The 22,164-nt window shown below is 60.4% G+C and carries 20 protein-coding genes and 1 pseudogene; all 21 read left to right on the top strand.

Annotated elements, in window-relative coordinates; genetic code table 11:
- Positions 1-76 precede the first annotated feature (76 nt).
- The 21 genes and pseudogenes from fliF to BI364_RS11255 all read left to right on the top strand — a co-directional run bounded on the left by fliF (position 77) and on the right by BI364_RS11255 (position 22,163).
- Positions 77-1,780 (top strand): flagellar basal-body MS-ring/collar protein FliF, encoded by a 1,704-nt coding sequence (gene fliF / locus BI364_RS11355; protein WP_233279504.1) that lies wholly within the window; start codon positions 77-79, stop codon positions 1,778-1,780.
- Positions 1,773-2,780, top strand: a complete 1,008-nt coding sequence (fliG, locus tag BI364_RS11350) for a flagellar motor switch protein FliG (RefSeq protein WP_070078832.1) — start codon at positions 1,773-1,775, stop codon at positions 2,778-2,780. The genes fliF and fliG overlap by 8 nt, the downstream gene beginning before the upstream one ends.
- Positions 2,773-3,444, top strand: coding sequence for a flagellar assembly protein FliH (locus BI364_RS11345; RefSeq protein ID WP_070078831.1), 672 nt, complete (start codon positions 2,773-2,775; stop codon positions 3,442-3,444). The genes fliG and BI364_RS11345 overlap by 8 nt, the downstream gene beginning before the upstream one ends.
- Positions 3,441-4,882, top strand: a pseudogene (gene fliI / locus BI364_RS11340) (flagellar protein export ATPase FliI). Before BI364_RS11345 ends, fliI begins: the two are co-directional and overlap by 4 nt.
- Positions 4,879-5,322 (top strand): flagellar export protein FliJ, encoded by a 444-nt coding sequence (gene fliJ, locus BI364_RS11335; protein WP_083251343.1) that lies wholly within the window; start codon positions 4,879-4,881, stop codon positions 5,320-5,322. Before fliI ends, fliJ begins: the two are co-directional and overlap by 4 nt.
- Before the next feature lie 63 nt (positions 5,323-5,385).
- Entirely contained in the window at positions 5,386-6,225 is an 840-nt protein-coding gene (locus BI364_RS11330) for a hypothetical protein (RefSeq protein ID WP_156782730.1), read from the top strand.
- A 17-nt stretch (positions 6,226-6,242) separates the two neighbouring features.
- On the top strand, positions 6,243-6,650 hold the full coding sequence (locus tag BI364_RS11325; RefSeq protein ID WP_070078828.1) for a flagellar hook-length control protein FliK: 408 nt from the start codon (positions 6,243-6,245) through the stop codon (positions 6,648-6,650).
- Positions 6,651-6,849: 199 nt separating this feature from the next.
- On the top strand, positions 6,850-8,490 hold the full coding sequence (locus BI364_RS11320) for a methyl-accepting chemotaxis protein (protein WP_070078827.1): 1,641 nt from the start codon (positions 6,850-6,852) through the stop codon (positions 8,488-8,490).
- 304 nt (positions 8,491-8,794) lie between these two features.
- Positions 8,795-10,435 (top strand): methyl-accepting chemotaxis protein, encoded by a 1,641-nt coding sequence (locus tag BI364_RS11315; RefSeq protein WP_070078826.1) that lies wholly within the window; start codon positions 8,795-8,797, stop codon positions 10,433-10,435.
- A gap of 151 nt (positions 10,436-10,586) precedes the next feature.
- The gene (locus BI364_RS11310; RefSeq protein ID WP_083251342.1) at positions 10,587-12,251 is read left to right on the top strand and encodes a methyl-accepting chemotaxis protein; all 1,665 of its coding nucleotides are present in this window, start codon (positions 10,587-10,589) and stop codon (positions 12,249-12,251) included.
- Positions 12,252-12,488: 237 nt separating this feature from the next.
- On the top strand, positions 12,489-12,989 hold the full coding sequence (locus BI364_RS11305; RefSeq protein WP_070078824.1) for a flagellar basal body-associated FliL family protein: 501 nt from the start codon (positions 12,489-12,491) through the stop codon (positions 12,987-12,989).
- Positions 12,990-12,998: 9 nt separating this feature from the next.
- Positions 12,999-13,976 carry a flagellar motor switch protein FliM gene (gene fliM, locus BI364_RS11300; protein ID WP_070078823.1) on the top strand — a complete coding sequence of 326 codons (978 nt, stop codon included), beginning with the start codon at positions 12,999-13,001 and terminating at the stop codon, positions 13,974-13,976.
- Between the two features lie 16 nt (positions 13,977-13,992).
- The gene (gene fliN / locus BI364_RS11295; RefSeq protein WP_070078822.1) at positions 13,993-14,478 is read left to right on the top strand and encodes a flagellar motor switch protein FliN; all 486 of its coding nucleotides are present in this window, start codon (positions 13,993-13,995) and stop codon (positions 14,476-14,478) included.
- Positions 14,475-14,909, top strand: a complete 435-nt coding sequence (fliO, locus tag BI364_RS11290; protein WP_083251341.1) for a flagellar biosynthetic protein FliO — start codon at positions 14,475-14,477, stop codon at positions 14,907-14,909. The genes fliN and fliO overlap by 4 nt, the downstream gene beginning before the upstream one ends.
- Complete coding sequence (gene fliP / locus BI364_RS11285) at positions 14,906-15,658, top strand: flagellar type III secretion system pore protein FliP (RefSeq protein WP_083251340.1); 753 nt, start codon at positions 14,906-14,908, stop codon at positions 15,656-15,658. Before fliO ends, fliP begins: the two co-directional genes overlap by 4 nt.
- A 10-nt stretch (positions 15,659-15,668) precedes the next feature.
- A complete protein-coding gene (gene fliQ, locus BI364_RS11280; protein ID WP_070078821.1) occupies positions 15,669-15,938 on the top strand; it encodes a flagellar biosynthesis protein FliQ in 270 nt (89 codons plus the stop codon).
- 15 nt (positions 15,939-15,953) lie between these two features.
- A complete protein-coding gene (gene fliR / locus BI364_RS11275) occupies positions 15,954-16,727 on the top strand; it encodes a flagellar biosynthetic protein FliR (RefSeq protein ID WP_070080039.1) in 774 nt (257 codons plus the stop codon).
- Between the two features lie 5 nt (positions 16,728-16,732).
- Positions 16,733-17,869 (top strand): flagellar biosynthesis protein FlhB, encoded by a 1,137-nt coding sequence (gene flhB, locus BI364_RS11270; RefSeq protein ID WP_070078820.1) that lies wholly within the window; start codon positions 16,733-16,735, stop codon positions 17,867-17,869.
- Positions 17,869-19,953: a flagellar biosynthesis protein FlhA gene (gene flhA / locus BI364_RS11265; protein WP_070078819.1), complete on the top strand. Its 2,085-nt coding sequence runs from the start codon at positions 17,869-17,871 to the stop codon at positions 19,951-19,953. The genes flhB and flhA overlap by 1 nt, the downstream gene beginning before the upstream one ends.
- A gap of 100 nt (positions 19,954-20,053) precedes the next feature.
- On the top strand, positions 20,054-21,289 hold the full coding sequence (gene flhF / locus BI364_RS11260) for a flagellar biosynthesis protein FlhF (protein ID WP_070078818.1): 1,236 nt from the start codon (positions 20,054-20,056) through the stop codon (positions 21,287-21,289).
- Positions 21,273-22,163 (top strand): MinD/ParA family protein, encoded by an 891-nt coding sequence (locus BI364_RS11255; protein WP_070078817.1) that lies wholly within the window; start codon positions 21,273-21,275, stop codon positions 22,161-22,163. The genes flhF and BI364_RS11255 overlap by 17 nt, the downstream gene beginning before the upstream one ends.
- The last annotated feature ends 1 nt before the right edge of the window (position 22,164 follow it).

The raw sequence follows: 22,164 nt of genomic DNA, 5'->3' as shown, positions 1-22,164 counted from the left end.
CAAACCCTGCGTCGCTTCGCTCCGACTGCCCCGGCCGAATCACCGTGAAACAGGTGGCCGAATAAATGCGAAACAGGTGGCCGAATCACGCGAAATACGCACCGAGGCACTCCGCACCCAGTTCGATAATTTTTCGCGACTGCCTGCGCTCCGTCAGATTGGACTCATGATGGGTCTGGCTGCCAGTGTGGCACTGGGCGTCGCCATCGTGCTGTGGTCGCAGCAGCCAAGCTACAGCCTGCTTTACGGGGATCTGTCCGCCAAGGATTCCGGACAAGTGCTCGAAGCACTCGATAAGGCTGGCATACACTACCGGGTGAGTCCGACCAGTGGGGCGATCATGGTACCCGCAGCGGACGTTTATCGAGCGCGGATCAAGCTGGCGACTGAAGGTTTGCCCAAGGGCACCACTAGCGGATTTGCCATGTTTGACAAGGCTCAGGGGCCATTTGGGGCGAGCCAGTTCATGGAAACAGTGCGCTATAACCAGGCACTTGAACAGGAACTCGAACGCTCCATTGCCTCGCTCGACAGCGTGCAGAGCACACGGGTGCATCTGGCCGTACCCAAGCAATCCGTGTTCATCCAGGACAGTCCGAAGCCCTCCGCATCCGTGCTGCTGAATTTGTATCCGGGGCGAGAACTGAGCGCGGCTCAGGTCGCCGGAGTGGTGCACCTCGTGGCTTCCAGTGTGCCAGGACTGTCGCCGCAAAATGTCACTGTGGTCAATCAGCACGGGGATTTGCTGACGCACGGCGGACAAAATGGGCCTGAGGCCACGGGGTCGGCACTCAGCACGGCCCAATATGCGCTGACGCAGCGCCTGGATAGGCTATACGCCAAGCGTATCAGCGCGATTCTGGCACCGATCGTGGGTGGTGGCGGTGTCCGCGCGCAGGTGGCTACAGACCTCAACTATGCGTTGATCAATACAACCAGCGAGACTTATGACCCTAAGAGCCAGGTTATTCGCAGCGAGCAGACCGACGATCTGGTCAAGCGCGGGCAGCCGTCCGGCGGCGTTCCAGGTGCGTTGACCAACCAACCACCGCCTGCTGGCGTGCCGGCCAATCAGTCGGCCAATGGGCAAGCAGCGAACGCCCAGACGGCGGCGGGGCAGGCAGGTACGGGTGCTCCACTGGGACCGATCCTCGAAAGCCGTAAGCAGGCGACGCGTAATTTCGAAATCGACCGTACGATCCAGCATATCCAGAAGGCGCCAGGCGCGATCAGCCGACTATCGGTTGCCGTGGTAGTGGATTATCAGGAGAAAAAGGGAAAGGATGGCAAGGTGACGGCGGTCCCGCTGTCGACGCAAGAAATGGCCAATATCACTAATCTGGTTAAGGACGCGGTCGGATTCAATGCGGCGCGCGGGGATACCGTTAACGTCATCAATGCGCCTTTCAAGGCTGCGCCTGCCGCAGCCCCTATGCCGGCAGGGCCGCCGATTTGGGAACAGGCGTGGTTCTGGAATCTGCTCAAGCAGGTTGCCGGCGGCCTAGCGGTGCTGTTCCTGATCTTCGGTGTGTTGCGCCCCGTTCTGCGTAGCCTCAGTCATGCGCCGCCAATGATGGCGCCGGCGGCGGCTGGCGCCGCTGCGGGTACGGGTGGCGGGGAAGGTGAGGTGGGCGGCATGGATGAGGATCGCGTAACCCTGTCCGGGCAGGCGAGTGGGACCAGTGCCTACGATCAACAGCTGGCTGCCGCACGTTCGTTGGCACAATCGGACCCCAAGCGGGTCGCGCAGGTGGTCAAGGGATGGTTGGGCGATGAGTAGCACGGCTCCCGTCAATGGCGCACAGCGGGCGGCGATTCTGTTGATGACGCTGGGCGAGCAGGAAGCAGCCGAAATTCTCAAGCATATGGGGCCGCGCGAGGTGCAGAAAATTGGCACCGCGATGGCTGAGCTGAATGGGATATCGCGCTCGGCCGTGAGCGACGTTCTGAGCCGGTTCATCGATATCGTCGGCGATCAGACGGCGCTGGGTATCGGCAACGATGATTATATCCGTAACGTGTTGGTGACGGCACTGGGCGAGGACAAGGCTGGCGGTATCATGGACCGCATTCTGACGGGCCATAACTCGCGGGGTCTCGATCAGCTCAAGTGGATGGACGCGCGAGCCATCGCCGAAGTCGTGAGGTTGGAGCATCCGCAGATCATCGCGATCGTATTGAGTCACCTGGATGCGGATCAGGCCGCGGATGTTCTGGTGCACCTTCAGGATCGAGTGCGTGCCGACGTGATCATGCGTATCGCGACACTGGATGTTGTGCAGCCATCCGCCATCAAAGAACTCGATGAGGTGCTTGAGCGCCAATTCAGCGGTAATTCCAGCGTCAAATCATCGGCAGTCGGCGGACTTAAGAGTGCGGCCAATATCCTCAATTTCATGGATTCGAGCGTCGAGAGCGCGATTATCGAGATTGTCGCGGAAAACGATTCGGATATTGCTCAGAAAATCGAGGAACTGATGTTCGTCTTCGATAACCTGGCAGAGCTGGATGATCGTTCGATTCAGGGTCTGCTGCGTGAGGTCGCTTCGGAAACGCTGGTGGTCGCTCTCAAGGGTGCCGACGAGCCGCTGCGCGAGAAGATATTCAAGAATATTTCCAAGCGCGCGGCGGAAATGCTCCGCGACGATCTGGAGGCAAAGGGCCCGGTACGTCTGAGCGAGGTCGAAGCTGCCCAGAAGGAAATCCTGGCCGTGGCCAGGCGCATGGCCGATTCTGGCGAGATCGCGCTAGGGGGCAAGGGCGGGGACGAATATGTCTAAGCTCATCCTTGGTGAATCGAGCGATGTTGCCAGCCTGTGGCAGGTGCCTTCCATGGACTTACAGCCCATGGTCGAAACGATTGAGACTGGCAGTCCGATATCGGAAGAGGTTGAGACCTTGGGCCGGCATCCGTTTACCGCCGACCAACTCGAACAGGTGGAAGCTGCCGCACGAGAGGAAGGTTTTCGCCAGGGGCATACGGAGGGCTTGGCTGCTGCGGAGCAGGAGGCCCGTATCCGCGTAGAGCGGCTTGATGAAATCCTGTATACGCTGGCGCGCCCACTGGAGGAAATGGGCGAACGGGTCGGTGAAGAGTTACTGGCGCTTACCGTTGCCATCGCCCGCCAGCTGGTCAGGCGCGAGCTGGCCACCTCGCCGGGCGAGATCGTCGCGGTGGTGCGTGAAGCGCTCCAGGCGTTGCCGTCATACGCGAGCGACGTGCGCCTGGAGTTGCATCCCGATGACGCGCGTCTGGTTCGCGAGATAATGCCGGAGGGCGAGGGCGAACATGCGTGGCGCGTGGTCGAGGATGCTGCGCTGGCCCGCGGCGGATGTCGCGTACGCTCGGATGTCAGCCGAGTGGATGCCACCGTGGAGCACCGACTCAACCAGATTGCGGCCCGTGTACTGGGCGATAGTCGCAGCGAGCCTGAAGCCCCGTGAGCGCGCGCGAGGATCGCCTGGCGGGTTGGAGCGAAACCCTGGCACAGGCGCGCCAACGGGCACAGGTGACGCGTCCCTTGATCGCGGAGGGGCGCTTGACCCGAATGGTCGGACTGACGCTGGAGGCTGTTGGTTGCGAAATGCCGATTGGCGGACGTTGCGAAATTGTCACCGCGCACGGTCAGCGGGTCGAGGCCGAAGTGGTCGGTTTTTCGGGTGAGAAGGTTTTTCTGATGCCGGTCGGCGACATCCGCGGGTTGACGCCCAATGCGCGGGTCATCCCGCTGGGAACGGCGCATAACGTTGCCGTGGGACCGGAGCTGCTCGGGCGTGTGCTCGACGGCATTGGCCGGCCGCTCGATGGTAAAGGCCCCATACGCACCCCGGATACCGTGGCTCTGACCGGGCACCCGATCAATCCGTTGGCGCGCCGCCCGATCCGTGAGCCGCTGAACGTCGGCATCCGGGCGATCAATGCCCTGATCAGCGTCGGCCGGGGGCAGCGTATGGGTCTGTTCGCTGGCAGCGGCGTGGGCAAAAGCGTATTGCTGGGGATGATGACGCGTTATACCGAGGCCGATGTCACGGTGGTCGGTTTGATTGGCGAGCGCGGTCGTGAGGTCAAGGAATTCGTCCAGCAAAGCCTGGGGGAGGCTGGGCTTGCGCGCGCGGTTGTGATCGCTTCGCCGGCGGACGATCCGCCCTTAATGCGTCTGCATGGGGCTTGGTATGCGACAGCAGTGGCTGAATATTTTCGTTCGAAGGGTCTCAAGGTGTTGCTGCTGATCGATTCGCTAACCCGGTTCGCACAGGCGCAGCGCGAGATCGCATTGGCGATCGGAGAACCACCGGCGACCAAGGGCTACACGCCTTCCGTATTTGCCAAATTGCCGCAATTGGTCGAGCGTGCGGGTACCGGCAGTCGCGACAGCGAGGGTTCGATCACAGCCTTTTACACCGTGCTGACTGAGGGGGATGATCCCAACGATCCCATAGCAGACGCGGCAAGAGCCATACTGGATGGACATATCGTCCTGTCGCGCCAGATTGCCGAGCGCGGACGTTATCCCGCGATCGATATCGAGGCTTCGATATCGCGCGTGATGCATGAGGTTATCCCCCCGACCAACTGGCTTTGGCGCGACGTTTCAGACAACTTTATGCGGCTTACAGTGCCCACCGGGATCTGATTAGTGTCGGTGCTTATCAGGCAGGTAGCGATCCGAATGTCGACGAGGCCATCGCACGCTATCCGGAGCTGGAGCGATTTCTGCAGCAATCCATGTCTGAGGGTATTGATTTCGCGGGTAGTGCTGGGGCACTGACGGCGTTTTTCCACCCACCGTCGCAGGTGCAAAGCCAGAACATGGACGCGGGTGAACCGATCGAGCTCGCCCGGCACCTAGGCGATTACACTGATACACGAACCCTGATATGAGTATGCGTGCAGATCGACTTAAGCCCGTGCAAGCTCTGGCCGCCCGCAATGCCAGCGAGGCGGCGGTGCAGCTCGCTGAGCTGGGACGTGCTGTTGAGGCGGCGCGTACGCGGCTGAGCGAACTCAAGGGCTGGGAACAGGAATATGCGCAGCGCATGCAGGGTGAGAGCATGAGCATGGGCGATCTACTGGATTATCGATTGTTCCTTCAGCGCTTGGCCGATGCCGGGCAGGCGCAGCAACGCGTGCTTGAGGAAGCGGAATCGGCCTTTCAAGCGGGACGGGCAACTTGGCTCGGTCTGCACAGCCGGCAGGAGGCACTGAATCAAGTCGTGCTGCGCTACGAACAGGAGGCACGAATAGTGGCCGCCCGACGGGAACAACGTGAATCGGACGAGTTCGCCGCGGCGCGTGGCCAGGGGCGGACCCAGTCCGACTAAACCTGCCTGGCATGTGCTTTGCTTGATATTGATCATGATCCGCATATCAACTATGAGTGCAGCGTGAGTACGAGCCTGACAGCCGCATTGCAGGCCGTTCCGCAAGCCAGTGCGCCGGCTGCGATGAGCGCGCCGCCCACCGGCCCAACGGCGAACGGCTTTGCGCTAACGCTGCAGCAGCTTTCACAGCAACACCAGCCTGCCCCGCCCCAGCTGTCCGCCAATGCCGTACCCACGCAGGCTCTATCCGCCGTAGGGGGCAGCGCGAAACCGCAGGCAGTTCAGCCCAAGCAACAGCACAATGGGCACGCGTCTCGGTCCGAGCAGGCAGTGCATTCGTCGCAATCCACCTCACAGGCGCAGGCGTCGTCCGCAGCTGACAAGCGTGTCCAGTCTACGGGTGGTCAGACCGCTCAGCACACGGGGAAACAAACCAAAAGCAGCGATTCGAACGCGAATTCGACGCCAGGGCAGGCGGGCAATGGATTGCCGCCCACGATCCCGGTGTTGCCGCTGTCGGTGCGAATGGATGCCGCGCCACCATCACGGATGACGGGAAATGGAGCTGCCACAAGCCCACCCAAAGGTGTGAATGTCGGGCCTCATGCGAAGTCCAGCGCAACGGACGGCAATAGCGGTCGCCCAGGTAGCAACAGTTGGCAGCAATTACTGGCCGATGCCAGTCTGTTCAACACCAAGGGGGCCGGCAGCGGACAAACTGGCGTATCAGCGGCCTTCACCGCATTGGCCTCCGTCAGAGGGGGGGGCGTCACGGCGACCGCGGGTGGTTTGCCAGCCGGACCCTTGATGCAGCTGGTCGCCACCACCGGTCAACCTTCTTCGGGTCTTGCACCCGGAACTCCGCCCCCGCGCCTGGACAGCCTGGTTTTGCACAGGTCTTGAATGGACAAGTCAGCTGGATGATTGGTCAGGGACAGCAGGCGGCGACCCTACAGATAAATCCGCCTCAACTCGGTCCGCTGCAGATATCGGTGCACATCCTGGGAGATCAGACCCAGATTCTTTTCCAGACTCATCATGCGTTGGTGAAGAGTGCTTTGGATGCGGCGACGCCGCAGCTACGCGAATTGTTGGGGCAGGGTGGTAGTCAGCAGGTGAGTGTCAGCGTACAGCAACAGGCACTGGGCAATGGGCAGCTGTCCTATGGTTCTGGTGGCGGTGGTGGGTTTGCCCAAGGCGGAGGTTATGGCGCCGGCCAAGGCGCCGCGTCCGCCATGCCCTTCGCCGAAGCTGACGCGGAATTCGCGGCGCTACCGTCCGTCGGTTGGCAGTCTTTGAACCGGGGTTTGATCGACGCCTACGCTTGATAGAGGGTTGGCGACCGCATCGTAGTCGATATAATCGCGCTGATTTTTGATCCTGGCCCGCGCAGCGCGCGGGGCGGGATTGTTTTGTCCGACGTCTTTTCGATAAGAATTATCTATTAAAACAAAGCAGGAATGCCGACCTCATGCATACCCAGATGGGTTGTTACTTAATCACAGATCAGATTTAGAGGGCATTCGAATGACCGTTATTCCCATTTCGCTCAAGGGGCGCCTCTTGGCATCGGCGTGCCTGGCCATTTTGCTGGTAATTGGTGCCGTGGTGGTGACGCTGAACTTCCAGCGGGGCATCAGCGCATCGATTGAGTTGGCCGGCGTACGCGATGCCCCGCTCAAGCGGAGCGCGGAGCAGATGATGCTGAATGGCTTGTTGTCTGGCACGGCGATCCGCGACCGTATCATCCAAGGCGATGCGATTTTGCAGCCCTGGGACAAGGAAACTGCCGAGGGTCTCAAGGGTTTCGACGCGGCATATCGGATCGCGGCGGCAAAAGCGGTCGGACGCCCTCGCCTGGAGGCATTGTTGCAGAAGATCGACATATTGTGGCGCAAGAACAGGGCGCAGCGCTTGCATCTGGTGGACTTGCTTAAGGGGGAGCAGAGTGCGGAGGCGCAAAATCTGCTTAGCCAGCAAGCCCAACCGACCTGGAACGAGATTTACAAACTCTTGGATGAGTTGGACGCCACGGTCAATCGCATCCAGCTGCAGGATCGCCGGCATATTCAAGCGCAGCTGCACCAGTCAGCCGTTTGGAGTACAGGCTTATTAATTTTGGCGGTACTGGTGGGAGGAGGATTGACGGGTTTGGCGATTTTCACGATGGTCAGGCGTCTGAATGGTGCGATCCGGGTGATGGATGACATTGCCGAAGGCGAGGGCGATCTGACGCGGCGGATGCCGGATCATGGGCGCGACGAGCTGGACCATTTGGGGCGTTCGTTTAACCGCTTCGTAGAGCGGATTCAGCAGGTCGTGATGCAGGTGTCGGGATCGACGGCGCAGCTGGCGGCGGCGGCGGAAGAATTGTCGGCGACGAGCGAAGAGAGCAGCGAGCAGGTACGGCGCCAGCAGTCGGAGACGGATCAAGTGGCGACGGCGATGCACGAGATGTCGACGACGGTGCAGGAAGTGGCGCGCAACGCGAGCGACGCGGCGCAGGCGGCGCAGCACGCGGATGGCGAGGCGCGGCAGGGCCGGCAGGTGGTGGGTGAAGCGGTCAAGGCGATCGACACGCTGGCGAGTGAGGTTGAGCGGGTAGCGCAGGCGATTCAGAAGCTGGAGGGTGACAGCGCGCAGATTGGCCGGGTGTTGGAGGTGATCAGCGGGATTTCGGAGCAAACGAACCTGCTGGCATTGAATGCGGCGATCGAGGCGGCGCGTGCGGGCGAGCAGGGTCGTGGTTTTGCCGTGGTTGCGGACGAGGTGCGCACATTGGCCAAGCGGACGCAGGACTCGACGGAGGAAATCCGGGGGATGATCGAACAGCTGCAGAACGGAGCGAAGGCAGCGGTATCGGCGATGGATACGGGGCGTGAGCGCGCGAGCAAGAGCGTGGAGAAGGCGCGGGAAGCGGATGGTTCGCTGCGTACGATCACGGAGGCGGTGACGCGGATCAACGACATGAACGCGCTGATTGCGAGCGCGGCGGAGGAGCAGTCGTCGGTGGCGGAGGAGATTAACCGCAACATCAGCAACATCAGTCAGGTGACGGAGCAGACGCTGACGGGGTCGCAGCAGACGGCCTCGGCAAGCGAGGAGTTGGCACGTCTGTCGGCTGGTTTGCAGGCCCTCGTCTCGCAATTCAAGATCCACGCGGCTTGATGTTACAACCTTAATAATATTTTCTTCTTGGAATTTTTGGGCGCCCGGTCGATATCCATTGGCCGGGCGTCTTTCGTTGTGCAGCTGAGTGGTTGGTGCCGTCCGGTAAGGCTGGCAGGCTCGTTCTCTAAAGACCGATAGCGGATGTTGGCATTGTTTTTAATATGGTTTTTAAGGTTTTGTCCTCATCTGACGATATACTTTCTGCCCCGTTGCTAGCGGGCCAGACTCCATGGAGGGAGTCAAACGAGGATTTAAAACAATAAAACACACTCATTAGAAATGGTTTTTGGAGGGTCTGCCGATGACACTAATTCCCCTTACGCTCAAGGGCCGTTTATTAGCTGCAGCGGGGCTTGCCGTGCTGCTGGTCGTGGGCGCGGTAACCGTGACTCTGATGTATCAGCGCAGTATCAGCGATGCCTTCGCCAAGGTAGGGCAGCGCGACGTGCCGCTGGAGCGCGCGATTCAGACCATGACGGTTCAGGGCTTGCTTTCGGGCACCGCGTTGCGTAATCGAATCATCCTGGGCAACGCTATTCAGGGACCTTGGCAGAAGGTAGTCGAGGGCGGCATCCGCAAATTCGACGTAGCTCTGGCAACGGTCAGAGAACAAGGCGCCGAGCTGCCTCAGCTCAGCGAGACGATCGACAAGGTGGACCGACTGTGGAAGGAGAACCGGGCGGCCCGGTTGGAGATGGTGCGCTTGCTTGACAACGAACAGAACGCGCAGGCACAGAGCCTGCTGACGCAGCAGGCTCAACCGCAGTGGTTCCAGATACGGGTCACTCTCGACAAGCTGAGCGGCCAGATCGGCAAGATCCAGGATGTGGACCGCAAACGGGTGAGCCGCTCTCTGGGTGAATCCGCTTTCTGGAGTACCTTGCTGCTGATTTTGGCGGTATTGGTGGGAGGAGGATTGACGGGTTTGGCGATTTTCACGATGGTCAGGCGTCTGAGTGGTGCGATCCGGGTGATGGATGACATTGCCGAAGGCGAGGGCGATCTGACGCGGCGGATGCCGGATCATGGGCGCGACGAGCTGGACCATTTGGGGCGTTCGTTTAACCGCTTCGTAGAGCGGATTCAGCAGGTCGTGATGCAGGTGTCGGGATCGACGGCGCAGCTGGCGGCGGCGGCGGAAGAATTGTCGGCGACGAGCGAAGAGAGCAGCGAGCAGGTACGGCGCCAGCAGTCGGAGACGGATCAAGTGGCGACGGCGATGCACGAGATGTCGACGACGGTGCAGGAAGTGGCGCGCAACGCGAGCGACGCGGCGCAGGCGGCGCAGCACGCGGATGGCGAGGCGCGGCAGGGCCGGCAGGTGGTGGGTGAAGCGGTCAAGGCGATCGACACGCTGGCGAGTGAGGTTGAGCGGGTAGCGCAGGCGATTCAGAAGCTGGAGGGTGACAGCGCGCAGATTGGCCGGGTGTTGGAGGTGATCAGCGGGATTTCGGAGCAAACGAACCTGCTGGCATTGAATGCGGCGATCGAGGCGGCGCGTGCGGGCGAGCAGGGTCGTGGTTTTGCCGTGGTTGCGGACGAGGTGCGCACATTGGCCAAGCGGACGCAGGACTCGACGGAGGAAATCCGGGGGATGATCGAACAGCTGCAGAACGGAGCGAAGGCAGCGGTATCGGCGATGGATACGGGGCGTGAGCGCGCGAGCAAGAGCGTGGAGAAGGCGCGGGAAGCGGATGGTTCGCTGCGTACGATCACGGAGGCGGTGACGCGGATCAACGACATGAACGCGCTGATTGCGAGCGCGGCGGAGGAGCAGTCGTCGGTGGCGGAGGAGATTAACCGCAACATCAGCAACATCAGTCAGGTGACGGAGCAGACGCTGACGGGGTCGCAGCAGACGGCCTCGGCAAGCGAGGAGTTGGCACGTCTGTCGGCTGGTTTGCAGGCCCTCGTCTCGCAATTCAAGATCCACGCGGCGTAGGAATCGTCACGCCGCGGCATTGATTACCCTGATAAGGTCGATATTTGAGCGCAACCGTGTCCGCCCGGACACGGTTGCGCGTTCATTTGGGGGCCACTGTGCGTATGGATTATCCCGGATTAACGTAGACATAAGAAACGACGAGGAGCGAATGTCCTCTCAAAAGCAATACGGTAAATCAGGTTTTTGGGCTTGGATGGGCACCATTCAAGGACGCCTCTATCTCATGGGCATTGCCTTCGTGCTGTTGCTGATCGCGACCACGGTATTTAGTCTTTGGGATGCCGATCATCGCCTGATGACGGAGCGCGAAGGGCAAGTTCAGCGTGAGGTACAGACCGCAGCCAGCCTGGTGCAGGGATTTGTTAAACGCGCGGAGGCGGGCAAATTGACCGAGGCCCAGGCCAAGGCCGCCGCAATGGAGGCGGTGGCCAGCCTGCGCTACGGCAAGTACGGCTACTTTTGGATTAACGACATGCAGCCGCGCATGGTGATGCACCCGTTTAAGCCGGCGTTGGATGGCCGTGATCTGAGCGATTTCAAGGACGCTCACGGCAAGCCGATCTACGACGATATCGTCAATCTCGTTCAGCGCCAGGGCAGCGGATATATCTGGTACGTTTGGCCATTGCCGGGCCAGACCGAACCGGTGGATAAGGTGGCTTATGTGGCCGCCGTGCCGGCCTGGGGTTGGGTGATCGGTTCAGGTTTATACATGGTGGATTTGGAGCGAGCCTTCCATGCGCAGATGCTCCAGTATGGGTTGGTCGCCATCGTGGCCTTGGTGATCGGTCTGCTACTCGTGACATGGCTGGGTCGTTCGGTGACTCGTCCGTTGGGTATGGTGACGCAGCGTTTGGGTGAAATTGCCAAGGGAGAAGGGGATTTGACTCAACGTCTCGATGAGAATCGGGGCGACGAAGTCGGTACCTTGGCGGTCGCCTTCAACCGCTTCGTCGATCGCATTCAACACCTGATCAAGCAGGTGTCCGGTTCGACCTCGCAACTGGCAGCGGCAGCAGAGGAATTGTCGGCAACCAGTGAGGAAACCAGTCGTCACGTTCGCCGCCAGCAGTCGGAGACTGATCAGGTGGCGGCCGCCATGAACCAAATGTCGGCGACCGTGATGGAGGTCGCGAAACACGCCAACGAGGCCGCTCAGGCCGCCAGGATCGCTGATGGGGAGGCTCAGCAGGGACGTCAAGTCGTGGGCAAGGCCGTGAGTGCCATCGATGCGTTGGCCGCAGAGGTCGAGCAGGCGGCGCAAGTGATCCAAGGCGTTGAGGGAGACAGTGCTCAAATAGGTCAGGTGCTGGCCGTGATCAGTGGGATATCGGAGCAGACGAATCTATTGGCACTGAACGCGGCGATCGAGGCAGCACGGGCTGGCGAGCAAGGTCGAGGTTTCGCCGTGGTGGCGGATGAGGTGCGTACGTTGGCCAAGCGCACGCAGGATTCGACGGAGGAAATTCGCGCCATGATCGAGCGCCTGCAGGGGGGCACCAAAAATGCGGTACGGGTAATGGAGGCCGGACGAGACCGTGCGCGCGCAAGCGTCGAGCAGGCCCGGGCGGCGGATGAGTCGCTGGGGGCGATCACGCGATCAGTGGCTCGAATCAACGATATGAACGCGTTGATCGCGAGTGCGGCCGAGGAGCAATCTTCGGTGAGCGATGAAATAGACCGCAATATCAGCAACATCAGCCAGGCGACGCAGCAGACGGCGACGGGGTCTCAGCAGACTGCCGTAGCCAGTGAAGAGCTGGCGAGGCTGGCCGCTCAGCTGCAATCCTTGGTGGGACAGTTTAGGGTTTAGATCGGGTCGTTCGGATTGTCCGCGCTCACGACCCTCATAGCCTAGTAGGTAGCGTGGGTGCGGTCTGCCGGTATTTTGGCGCCCACCATCGTCAATGTGACGATTGTATTTTTATCTGTTTGATTATTATTGTTATTTTTATTGTGGCTCGGAGTTTGCTTGTGCTTGTTGGCAAGCGCTGCGGATCCCGGGCACTTTCCCATACATTCAAGGCCAATCGAACCAGGAGATTTGAAGATGGCAGAGGAGGCACAGCCAGCCAAGGGTGGGTCCAAGACCAAGCTTATCGTGATCATCTCGGTCATTGTTTTGCTGGTACTGGGTTTGGGGATCGGCGCCACCTTATTTTTGACCGGTGCCTTTTCGCACAAGGCCGATAAGGCGGATAAAGCCCATACGGAGGCGCCTGCACCGAAGAAACCGGCGATTTATATGTCCATCGAACCCGCACTGGTGGTCAATCTGGGACCGGATCAACCGGTGAGATTTCTGCAGATCGGGATCGACGTCATGGCGCGTGAGCAGAAGGTAATCGATGCGGTTAAGGAAAATATGCCGGCGATTCGTAATCGCCTGATCAGCTTGCTGAGTGGCCAGAAATATGCGGTTGTCAGCACGCCCGATGGCAAGGAAACGCTGCGCAAGCAGGTGCTCGCGAGTATCAACGAGGTACTCAAGGCTGCGGGTGACCAGCATTTGGTCGAGCAGGTCTATTTCACCAACTTCGTGATGCAGTGACCCCAAACCATGGCGACGAACGACGTACTGTCTCAGGAGGAAATTGACGCCCTATTGCATGGCGTCGATGACGGCGGCGTCGATACAACGCCGGATGATGGGGCAGGCGGTCAGGCACGTGAATACGACCTGGCCAGCCAGGAGCGCATCGTTCGCGGTCGGATGCCGACCCTGGAAATGATCAACGAGCGCTTTGCACGCCATTTTCGTATCAGCTTGTTCAATATGCTGCGCTTTGCGCCCGAGATCAGCGTCAAGAGCATCCGCATCCTCAAGTTCTCGGAATATCTGCGGGGACTGTTCGTACCCACCAGCCTGAATCTGACACGCATACGCCCATTGCGGGGGACGGCCTTGTTCGTGGTTGATCCGCAGTTGGTGTTCATTGTCGTTGACAACTTCTTCGGTGGGGACGGGCGCTTCCGCGCCAAGATCGAAGGACGGGACTTCACGCCGACCGAGATGCGTGTCGTCAAGATGGTGCTCGATCTCAGCTACAAGGATATGAAGGAGGCTTGGGCGCCAGTTATGCCACTGTTCTTCGAATACATGAATTCGGAGGTCAATCCACAATTCGCCAATATCGTCAGTCCCACGGAGGTTGTGGTGGTCTCGACCTTTCATGTGGAGCTAGAAGGTGGCGGCGGCGATTTGCATGTCACCATGCCGTATTCCATGGTCGAGCCGATTCGGGATGTCTTGGATGCAGGCATTCAGAGTGATCGTTCGGAGGTTGACGACCGTTGGCTGCGCGCTCTGCGCAGCGAGGTGGCGGAAGCACCGGTCGAGGTGGTCGGCCTGTTAGCTGAAACGGAACTCACTCTGCGCGATGTCCTGCGCATGAAACCGGGTGACATCATTCCTTTCGATATGCCCAAGACGGTGAGTATCCGTTCCGAGGGATTGACGGTGATGCGTGGGCGTTTTGGTACACATCAGGGCTACAACGCGGTGCAGGTGACCGAACACGTGAAACGGGAATATTAGCTGTAGGGGCCTAGTCATGAGTGCAGATACCAAAGAACCAGAGCAGGAGGAGGCTGGCGATCCGTGGGCGGAGGCGCTGGCCGAACAGGCCAATGCAACGGGCGATGCCACCGCGAAGGAAGAGGTGGAGGCGCCTGAAGCAGCGCCGAAAAAAGCGGAGCCCGATTTCGAGAAGGCTGCCTTCGGGCAGCTCGAGGATGTTACGGGCGAGATGGGCGCTCGGGATGTTGAACTCGGCGGCGATATGAATCTGGATGTGATTCTGGACGTGCCGGTAAGTATATCGATGGAAATCGGTCGTACGCACCTCCCGATACGCAATTTGCTGCGACTCAATCAGGGGTCGGTGGTCGAATTGGATCGTCTGGCGGGAGAGCCTTTGGATGTGCTGGTGAACGGCACATTGATTGCGCATGGGGAGGTGGTCGTCGTCAACGAAAAATACGGTATCCGTCTCACCGATGTGATCAGTCCGGCCGAGCGCGTGCGTAAATTGCGGTGAACAAGATACTGACACGTATAGCGATCTGCGGTCTGGCATTCATGCCGCTGTCCGTCTGGGCCCAAGGTACGGAGCCGGGCGGTATGCCTGTGGTAGGTGCCGGTTACTTCATCCAGATGTTTCTGGGGCTGGGCGTGGTGATTGCCGGTATTGTGGCCTTGCTCTGGGTGCTCAAACGCGTCAATCGGATACAGGGTTCGGTGCAGGGGCAGCTGCGCGTGGTTGCGGCGGTTTCGCTGGGCACGCGTGAGCGTGCAATCCTGCTGCAGGTCGGCGAGGAACAAATTCTGCTGGGTGTGGCGCCCGGACGCGTCAGTCGCCTGCATGTGTTACCTCAACCCCTGCAATCTGTGCCAGCGTCCGATATGGCACCCGGCGAGAGCTTCAAGGCTCGGCTGGCCGCTGCCCTGGGCGGACGCGCGCGATCATGAGAGCGGCTCTGAGCCTATTATCGATGCTGGGGCTGGCATTACTCCCCGCGGTGGTTAGCGCAGCACCGGCGGGCACGTTACCGCTGTTGACGGTTACACCGGGTGGTAACGGGGCTGAGACTTATTCCATCAGCCTTCAGGTGCTTGCGCTGATGACCGCGCTCAGCTTCCTGCCTGCGGCATTGATCATGATGACCGCGTTCACGCGCATCATCGTTGTGCTTGCCCTGTTGCGGCAGGGTCTGGGCACCAGCCAAACGCCGTCGAACCAAATCCTCGTCGGATTGGCGCTATTCCTGACATTTTTCATCATGTCGCCGGTGTTCACGGCTGCATATCAGAATGGAGTCAAGCCTTACATGGCCGGCACCTTGCCGGCGCAGGCCGCGATCGAAAAGGCGGCACAACCCTTCCGGACCTTTATGCTGCACCAGACGCGTGAGGCGGACTTGGCGATGTTCGCTCGCATTGCCCACCATGGAAAGTTCGAAAATCCCAAGGATGTGCCCTTTTCTCTGCTGGTGCCGGCCTTTGTGACCAGCGAACTCAAGACGGCCTTCCAGATCGGCTTTCTGATCCTGATTCCATTTCTCATCATCGATCTGGTGGTCGCCAGCGCACTCATGTCCATGGGTATGGTCATGCTTTCGCCGATGATCATATCGCTGCCCTTCAAGTTGATGCTCTTCGTACTCGTCGACGGCTGGACTCTGATCATGGGCACTCTGGCATCGAGCTTCTACCACTGAGGGAGAGCCGATGACACCTGACACGATTTTGATGATTGGCCAGGAGGCGATGAAGGTAGCCATGCTGCTGGCGGCACCTCTGCTTCTGACCGCCCTGGTAGTGGGTGTGCTCATCGGCATGCTGCAAGCGGCCACCCAGATTCAGGAAATGACATTGAGTTTCATCCCCAAATTGATCGCGACGGCGGTAGCACTGGCGATTGCGGGACACTGGATGCTGGGGTTGTTGATTGATTACACGCGGCAATTGTACATGAGCATCCCTGGGCTGATTGGCTGAGGTGCGCTGATGACGGTGACATTGACGACGAGCGAGGTGGCAGCATGGGTGGGCGGTATCATCTGGCCCTTCATTCGGATCAGCGCGATGTTGCTGTCGGCGCCAATGTTCGGTGCCAACACCGTGCCGGTGCGCGTACGGCTTGCGCTTGCCCTGATGCTCGCCTGGACAATTCATGCCTTCATCCCGCCCGCGCCGGCGATCGACCCGGTAAGCATCGAAGGGGGGCTGATCACGGCTTATCAGGTGCTGATCGGCGTCACGATGGGGCTGATCATGCAAATGTTGTTCGCTACCCTGGTGATTGCAGGTCAATCCGTCGCGCTGAGCATGGGGTTGGGTTTCGCGACGCTGGTCGATCCTCAGAACGGCGTGCAAGTACCAGTCGTCAGCCAGTACTACGTCATCTTGGGAACTTTGCTGTTCCTGACCTTCAATGGGCATCTGCTGCTTATCGATATGTTGGTGCGCAGCTTCCATTGGCTGCCCGTTGGTCTGATCGGCATAGATCGCGAGGGCCTGTGGCGAGTGGCGACTTGGGGCACTCAGATGTTCAGGCTCGGTCTGATGGTTGCCTTGCCGGCCGTTGCGGCGCTGCTGTTGGTGAATCTCGCCTTTGGCGTGATTACGCGCGCCGCGCCACAGCTCAACATATTCGCGGTCGGATTCCCGATGACGATCATGCTTGGCTTCGTGCTGATCCTGCTCAGCCTACCGAGTTTGGTGCCTCAATTTTCCAATTTAATGGGGCAAACCTTCATGTTGCTGTCACGCGTGTTGGGCGGGTGAGCTAAATGGCCCGCGACGACTTTCAGGAACGTACCGAGGAAGCCACACCCAAACGCCTGCAGGAAGCGCGCGACCGTGGGCAGGTCGCGCGCTCGCGTGAACTGGTGACCACGGCTGTGTTGCTGGCGGCAGCCGGAGGCTTGCTCGCGCTCGGCCCCTCGCTGGCGGAAGGATTGATGCAGTCGATGCGTAACGGTTTGACGCTTGACCGCTCCCTGATCATGGATCCGGGTGCGCTGTACCCGGCATTGGCTGGGGCCGTGGCGCAGGCATTGCGCTTGCTTGCACCACTACTCATGTTACTTGCGCTGGCGGCCCTGCTCGCCTCGGTGGTGCTCGGCGGTATCAGCTTCAGCTTCCAGGCGATCGGTTTCCGCTGGGATCGACTCGATCCGCTGACGGGGTTGGGACGTGTGTTTTCGGTCAATGGCCTGATGGAGTTGGGCAAGGCATTGGTGAAGTTTCTGGTGGTGGCGGTAGTGGCCGTGATCGTGTTGTGGTTCGAGGGACCGCCGTTGCTGGCCCTCGGAGGCTATGCGCTGCGTCCCGCGCTGGCCGCAACGGGTCAGATGGTCGGTTGGTCCTTCCTGGCCTTTGCGGCGAGCATGATCATCATTGCGGCGGTCGATGCGCCGTTCCAGATCTGGCAGCACGCCAAGCAATTGCGGATGACTCGACAAGAGGTCCGTGACGAATCCAAGGAGACCGAGGGGCAGCCGGATATCAAACGCCGCCAGCGCCAACTCCAGCGTGAGATCTCTCAGCGGCGGATGATGCAGGAGGTTCCCAAGGCGGATGTGGTGGTCACCAACCCGACGCACTACGCGGTCGCCTTGCGTTACGACCAGGACCGTATGCGCGCGCCACGTGTGATCGCCAAGGGTAAGGGGCAGGTCGCCGCGCGTATCCGCGAGATAGCGGCCGAGCATGGCGTGATGGTTCAGTCCGCGCCAGGACTCGCGCGTGCCATCTATTTCCATACTCGGTTGAACGACGAGGTGCCGGCAGCCCTGTATATCGCTGTGGCGCAGCTGCTCGCCTACGTCTATCAGCTCAAAACCGGCGCCGGTACTCTCGGCGCGTTGCCGGCGCTCGAAGTGCCGCCAGAGCTTGCCGAAGTGCCGCAGGGGAGGGTTGACTGATGGCTACCGTGGCGACCGGCACACTGGGCGCACTGCGAGGGTTGAGCCGCTTCGGTCTGGGGGTGCCGGTGGTGTTGCTCGCGATGTTGGCGATGATCACCTTGCCGATGCCGCCCTTTGCGCTCGACGTGCTGTTTACTTTCAATATTGCCCTGTCGATGGTGGTCGTGCTGGTGACGGTTTATGCCAGTCGGCCGCTCGATTTCGCAGTATTTCCCACGGTCCTCCTGGTCGCGACGCTATTGCGTCTTGCCCTGAACGTGGCTTCCACGCGCGTAGTGCTGCTCAATGGGTATACGGGCACCGCTGCCGCCGGTCACGTGATCGAGGCCTTCGGCGATTTTGTCGTGGGTGGCAATTATGCCGTCGGTCTGGTGGTCTTCACTATCCTGGTGGTAATCAACTTCGTGGTGGTGACCAAGGGTGCCGGGCGTGTCTCGGAAGTGAGCGCACGCTTTACCCTGGATGCCATGCCAGGCAAGCAGATGGCCATCGACGCGGACCTCAACGCTGGGTTGATCACTCAGGACGACGCGCGTACCCGGCGTGAGGAAGTGGTCCGTGAGGCGGATTTCTACGGCTCCATGGATGGCGCGAGCAAATTCGTCCGCGGTGATGCGATTGCCGGCATCATCATCCTGTTCGTCAATATCATCGGCGGCCTCGTGATCGGCATGGTCCAGCACGGGATGAGCCTGCAGTCGGCGACGCATAATTACGTTTTGTTGACCATCGGCGACGGCCTGGTGGCGCAAATCCCTTCGTTGCTGCTGTCGACGGCCACGGCGATTATCGTCACGCGTGTGTCCGCGGCCCAGGATATGGGCGAGCAGGTGATGTCGCAGCTGTTCGCGAACCCACGTGCGCTCTACATTACCGCCGGTGTTCTAGGTCTGCTCGGCCTGGTGCCTGGGATGCCGAATCTGGTCTTCCTCGGGTTGGCCAGCCTGTTGCTCGCGGGCGGCTATCTGATCACACGCAGTCGCACGGAGGCCGTGCAGGCCGAACAACGTCAGGCAGAGGCCGCCATCGGTGAGCCGCAGGTGCAGGAGTTGTCGTGGGACGACGTGGCGGCGGTGGATATCATCGGTCTGGAGGTCGGATATCGACTGATCCCGCTGGTAGACAAGGTTCAGGGCGGCGCCTTGATGGCCCGTATCAAGGGCGTGCGCCGCAAGCTCTCGCAGGAACTTGGCTTTCTGGTCCACCCGGTGCACATCCGTGACAATCTTGATCTGGGGCCGAATATCTATCGCATCAGCCTGATGGGCGTGCCCGTGGGCGAAGCCGAGGTCTACCCGGAACGCGAGCTTGCGATCAATCCCGGGCAGGTTTTTGGCGCGATCCAGGGGATCAACACGCGGGATCCGAGCTTCGGTCTTGAGGCCGTGTGGATCGAATTGGATAGCCGCGACCAGGCTCAGACCCTAGGCTATACGGTGGTGGACCCGTCAACGGTGATCGCGACCCACTTGAGTCAGATTCTACAGGCGCATGCGCAGGAACTGCTGGGACACGAGGAAGTCCAGCACTTGCTCGACAAACTCGGGCAAAGCGCACCCAAGCTGGTCGAGAACCTCACTCCCAAACCACTGGCGCTCGGTGTTGTGCTCAAGGTGCTGCAGAACCTGCTGGCGGAGGGTGTGCCAATCCGAGATTTGCGTACGATCGCCGAATCCATGGCGGAGCAGGCCACCAAGAGTCAAGATGCTGACGCATTGACGGCTGCGGCACGTGCCGCATTGGGCCGCTCGATCGTCCAGCAGATATACGGGCCGGCCGATGAACTCAAGCTGATGACACTTGATCCGACACTGGAACAGTTATTGCACAAATCCCTTCAGGGCGGCGGGCTCGGATTGGAGCCCGGCTTGGCCGAACAGGTTCGGCAGGCGGTTGCCCAGGCCGCCCAGCGACAGGAAATGGCAGGTGAACCCGCGGTACTGGTGGTATCCCCAGATCTGCGTCCCTGGTTGGCGAAATGGTTGAGACCCACGGTTCGCGGTTTGAATGTGCTGGCGTTTACAGAAATACCAGAGAACAAACGCCTGCGCGTCATTGCCACCCTGGGGGGCAACCATTGAATCCGGCGTATTGCGTAATAACGGATGCAGACCGCCGGGTGGCATCGATGAATTCGGGCGGGAAGCCCGTTGATGGACGATCCAACGAGGAATCGATGGTATGAAAATCAAGCGCTTTGTGGCGAGCGAGATGCGGCAGGCGATCCGTCTGGTGCGCGACGAGTTGGGCGCTGATGCGGTCATCCTGTCGAGCCGACGTGTCGACGGCGGGATCGAGCTGGTTGCGGCTGTTGATTTCGATGCCGAATGGGTAAATGGCGCGGCGCAGGAGACCGCGCCGATTACCACACCGGATGTGTCTCCACAGGTCCAGAGCGAGGTGGTGACAGCCAAACCCGAAGTCGGACCGACATCGATGCCGGTGGTCAGGCCGACATCCTCGGACGGACATGCCGATGCGCGTACCGTTGCGGCCCTGCAACGGGAGCTCGCTTCCATGCGTGGTTTGCTGGAAAACCAGCTGTCGCAGCTGACCTGGCGCGAATTTACGCGCGAACAGCCCCGGCGGGCCGAGGTCGTGCGACAGTTCGAGCGCATGGGGATGGACTCGGATTTGGCCCGCGAGCTGGCTGAAAGCGTCGGCCCGCTCCGCGATGAGCGCGAGGCTTGGCGTGATGGGCTCAAGGCACTCGGGCGGCGGCTGGCGGTTGGGAGCGACGAGATCGTCCAGAAAGGTGGCGTGGTCGCACTCGTTGGCCCGACCGGTGTTGGCAAGACCACGACACTGGCCAAGCTGGCGGCGCGATATCTCATCCGCCATGGGCGAGGGCAGGTAGCGCTGGTCAGCACTGACAGCTATAGAATTGGGGCGCAGGCGCAGTTGAGCACATTGGGACAACTGCTCGGTGTGCCGGTCTATCAGGCGGATGATGCCGAGGCGCTGACAAAAATCATTGCCGGGCAGACCGATAAGCGATTGATCCTAGTCGATACGCCGGGCATCGCGCCTAGGGACGCGCGACTGACGGTGGAGCTGCAGGCGCTTGCCTCAATTCCTGATATTCGTCTGTATCTGGTTGTCGCCGCGAATGCCGCGCGCGACGTATTGGGCGAGACGGTTCGCCGCTTCGGACGCGTACCGCTGAGTGGCGCGATACTCAGTAAATTCGATGAGGCCGAGGCTCTGGGTGCGTCGCTTTCGGCGCTTATCCGTGCGGGCCTGCCCTTGAGTTATCTGGGCACCGGACAGCGAGTGGCCGAAGACCTCGAGCCAGCTCGCGTGCAGCGTATCGTCAGTCAGGCATTGGCATTGGTCAAACGTCGTGAACGGGAACCGCTGCCTACTGGCGGGCGATGCAAACACAAGGGAAGCGATCGATATGCTTACGTCGGGTGACACTGTGGACCAAGCTGACGGGCTTAGGCGTGTGCGCGAACTGCGCCCGGTCAGGGTCATGGCGGTGGCCAGTGGCAAGGGCGGTGTCGGTAAGACCAACGTATCGGTCAATCTCGCGGTGGCGCTGGCTGGACGGGGCCGCGAAGTCATGCTCATGGACGCCGACCTTGGCCTAGCCAATGTGGACGTCATGCTGGGTCTGCAGCCGCGTGTGAATCTCTCTCATGTGATGAGTGGCGAGTGCACGCTCGATGAAATACTCGTCAGCGGGCCCCGCGGCATTCATGTGGTACCGGCCGCATCCGGGATTTCGCATATGGCCGATCTATCTCAAATCGAACATGCCGGATTGATCCGCGCCTTCAGCGAACTGAGTCTGCCACTGGATGTACTCATCGTGGATACGCCTGCCGGTATTTCGGCAGATGTGATCAGTTACACGCGGGCCGCCCAGGAGGTGATCGTGGTGGTTTGTGACGAACCAGCTTCGATGACGGATGCCTATGCGCTCATCAAGGTGCTCAGTCGGGAGCACCAGATCGGACGCTTCCACGTGCTGGCCAATCGCGTACGCGATGAGCAAGAAGGGAGCGCGCTTTATCGCAAGATGGCCGCGGTTTGCGGCCGTTTTCTCGATGTCACACTGCATTATCTAGGCGCAGTGCCGGAAGATCCTTTGCTACGCCAGGCAGTTCAGCGTCAAGGGGCGGTGGTTGAGCTCTACCCCGGCGGCCCGGCCGGTCGGGCATTCAAGAATTTGGCGGCAAAGGCCGATAACCTCCCCAGACTGACGGGTTCGCGCGGGCATCTGGAATTTTTCGTCGAACGATTGGTGCATGGGCCCGCCCCGGCGGACGTGCAGTGGGCCGACTGAA

This window comes from Acidihalobacter yilgarnensis (assembly GCF_001753245.1).
GTDB classification, from domain to species: Bacteria; Pseudomonadota; Gammaproteobacteria; order DSM-5130; family Acidihalobacteraceae; genus Acidihalobacter; species Acidihalobacter yilgarnensis.
This window is presented reverse-complemented; position numbering and strand designations above follow the sequence as displayed.

What these genes read in the sequence shown, in the direction of transcription:
- fliG (WP_070078832.1), top strand. Translation starts at nt 1,773, where the DNA reads ATGAGTAGCACGGCTCCCGTCAATGGCGCACAGCGGGCGGCGATTCTG.
- BI364_RS11345 (WP_070078831.1), top strand. Translation starts at nt 2,773, where the DNA reads ATGTCTAAGCTCATCCTTGGTGAATCGAGCGATGTTGCCAGCCTGTGG.
- fliJ (WP_083251343.1), top strand. Translation starts at nt 4,879, where the DNA reads ATGAGTATGCGTGCAGATCGACTTAAGCCCGTGCAAGCTCTGGCCGCC.
- BI364_RS11325 (WP_070078828.1), top strand. Translation starts at nt 6,243, where the DNA reads ATGATTGGTCAGGGACAGCAGGCGGCGACCCTACAGATAAATCCGCCT.
- BI364_RS11320 (WP_070078827.1), top strand. Translation starts at nt 6,850, where the DNA reads ATGACCGTTATTCCCATTTCGCTCAAGGGGCGCCTCTTGGCATCGGCG.
- BI364_RS11315 (WP_070078826.1), top strand. Translation starts at nt 8,795, where the DNA reads ATGACACTAATTCCCCTTACGCTCAAGGGCCGTTTATTAGCTGCAGCG.
- BI364_RS11310 (WP_083251342.1), top strand. Translation starts at nt 10,587, where the DNA reads ATGTCCTCTCAAAAGCAATACGGTAAATCAGGTTTTTGGGCTTGGATG.
- BI364_RS11305 (WP_070078824.1), top strand. Translation starts at nt 12,489, where the DNA reads ATGGCAGAGGAGGCACAGCCAGCCAAGGGTGGGTCCAAGACCAAGCTT.
- fliM (WP_070078823.1), top strand. Translation starts at nt 12,999, where the DNA reads ATGGCGACGAACGACGTACTGTCTCAGGAGGAAATTGACGCCCTATTG.
- fliN (WP_070078822.1), top strand. Translation starts at nt 13,993, where the DNA reads ATGAGTGCAGATACCAAAGAACCAGAGCAGGAGGAGGCTGGCGATCCG.
- fliP (WP_083251340.1), top strand. Translation starts at nt 14,906, where the DNA reads ATGAGAGCGGCTCTGAGCCTATTATCGATGCTGGGGCTGGCATTACTC.
- fliQ (WP_070078821.1), top strand. Translation starts at nt 15,669, where the DNA reads ATGACACCTGACACGATTTTGATGATTGGCCAGGAGGCGATGAAGGTA.
- flhB (WP_070078820.1), top strand. Translation starts at nt 16,733, where the DNA reads ATGGCCCGCGACGACTTTCAGGAACGTACCGAGGAAGCCACACCCAAA.
- flhA (WP_070078819.1), top strand. Translation starts at nt 17,869, where the DNA reads ATGGCTACCGTGGCGACCGGCACACTGGGCGCACTGCGAGGGTTGAGC.
- flhF (WP_070078818.1), top strand. Translation starts at nt 20,054, where the DNA reads ATGAAAATCAAGCGCTTTGTGGCGAGCGAGATGCGGCAGGCGATCCGT.
- BI364_RS11255 (WP_070078817.1), top strand. Translation starts at nt 21,273, where the DNA reads ATGCTTACGTCGGGTGACACTGTGGACCAAGCTGACGGGCTTAGGCGT.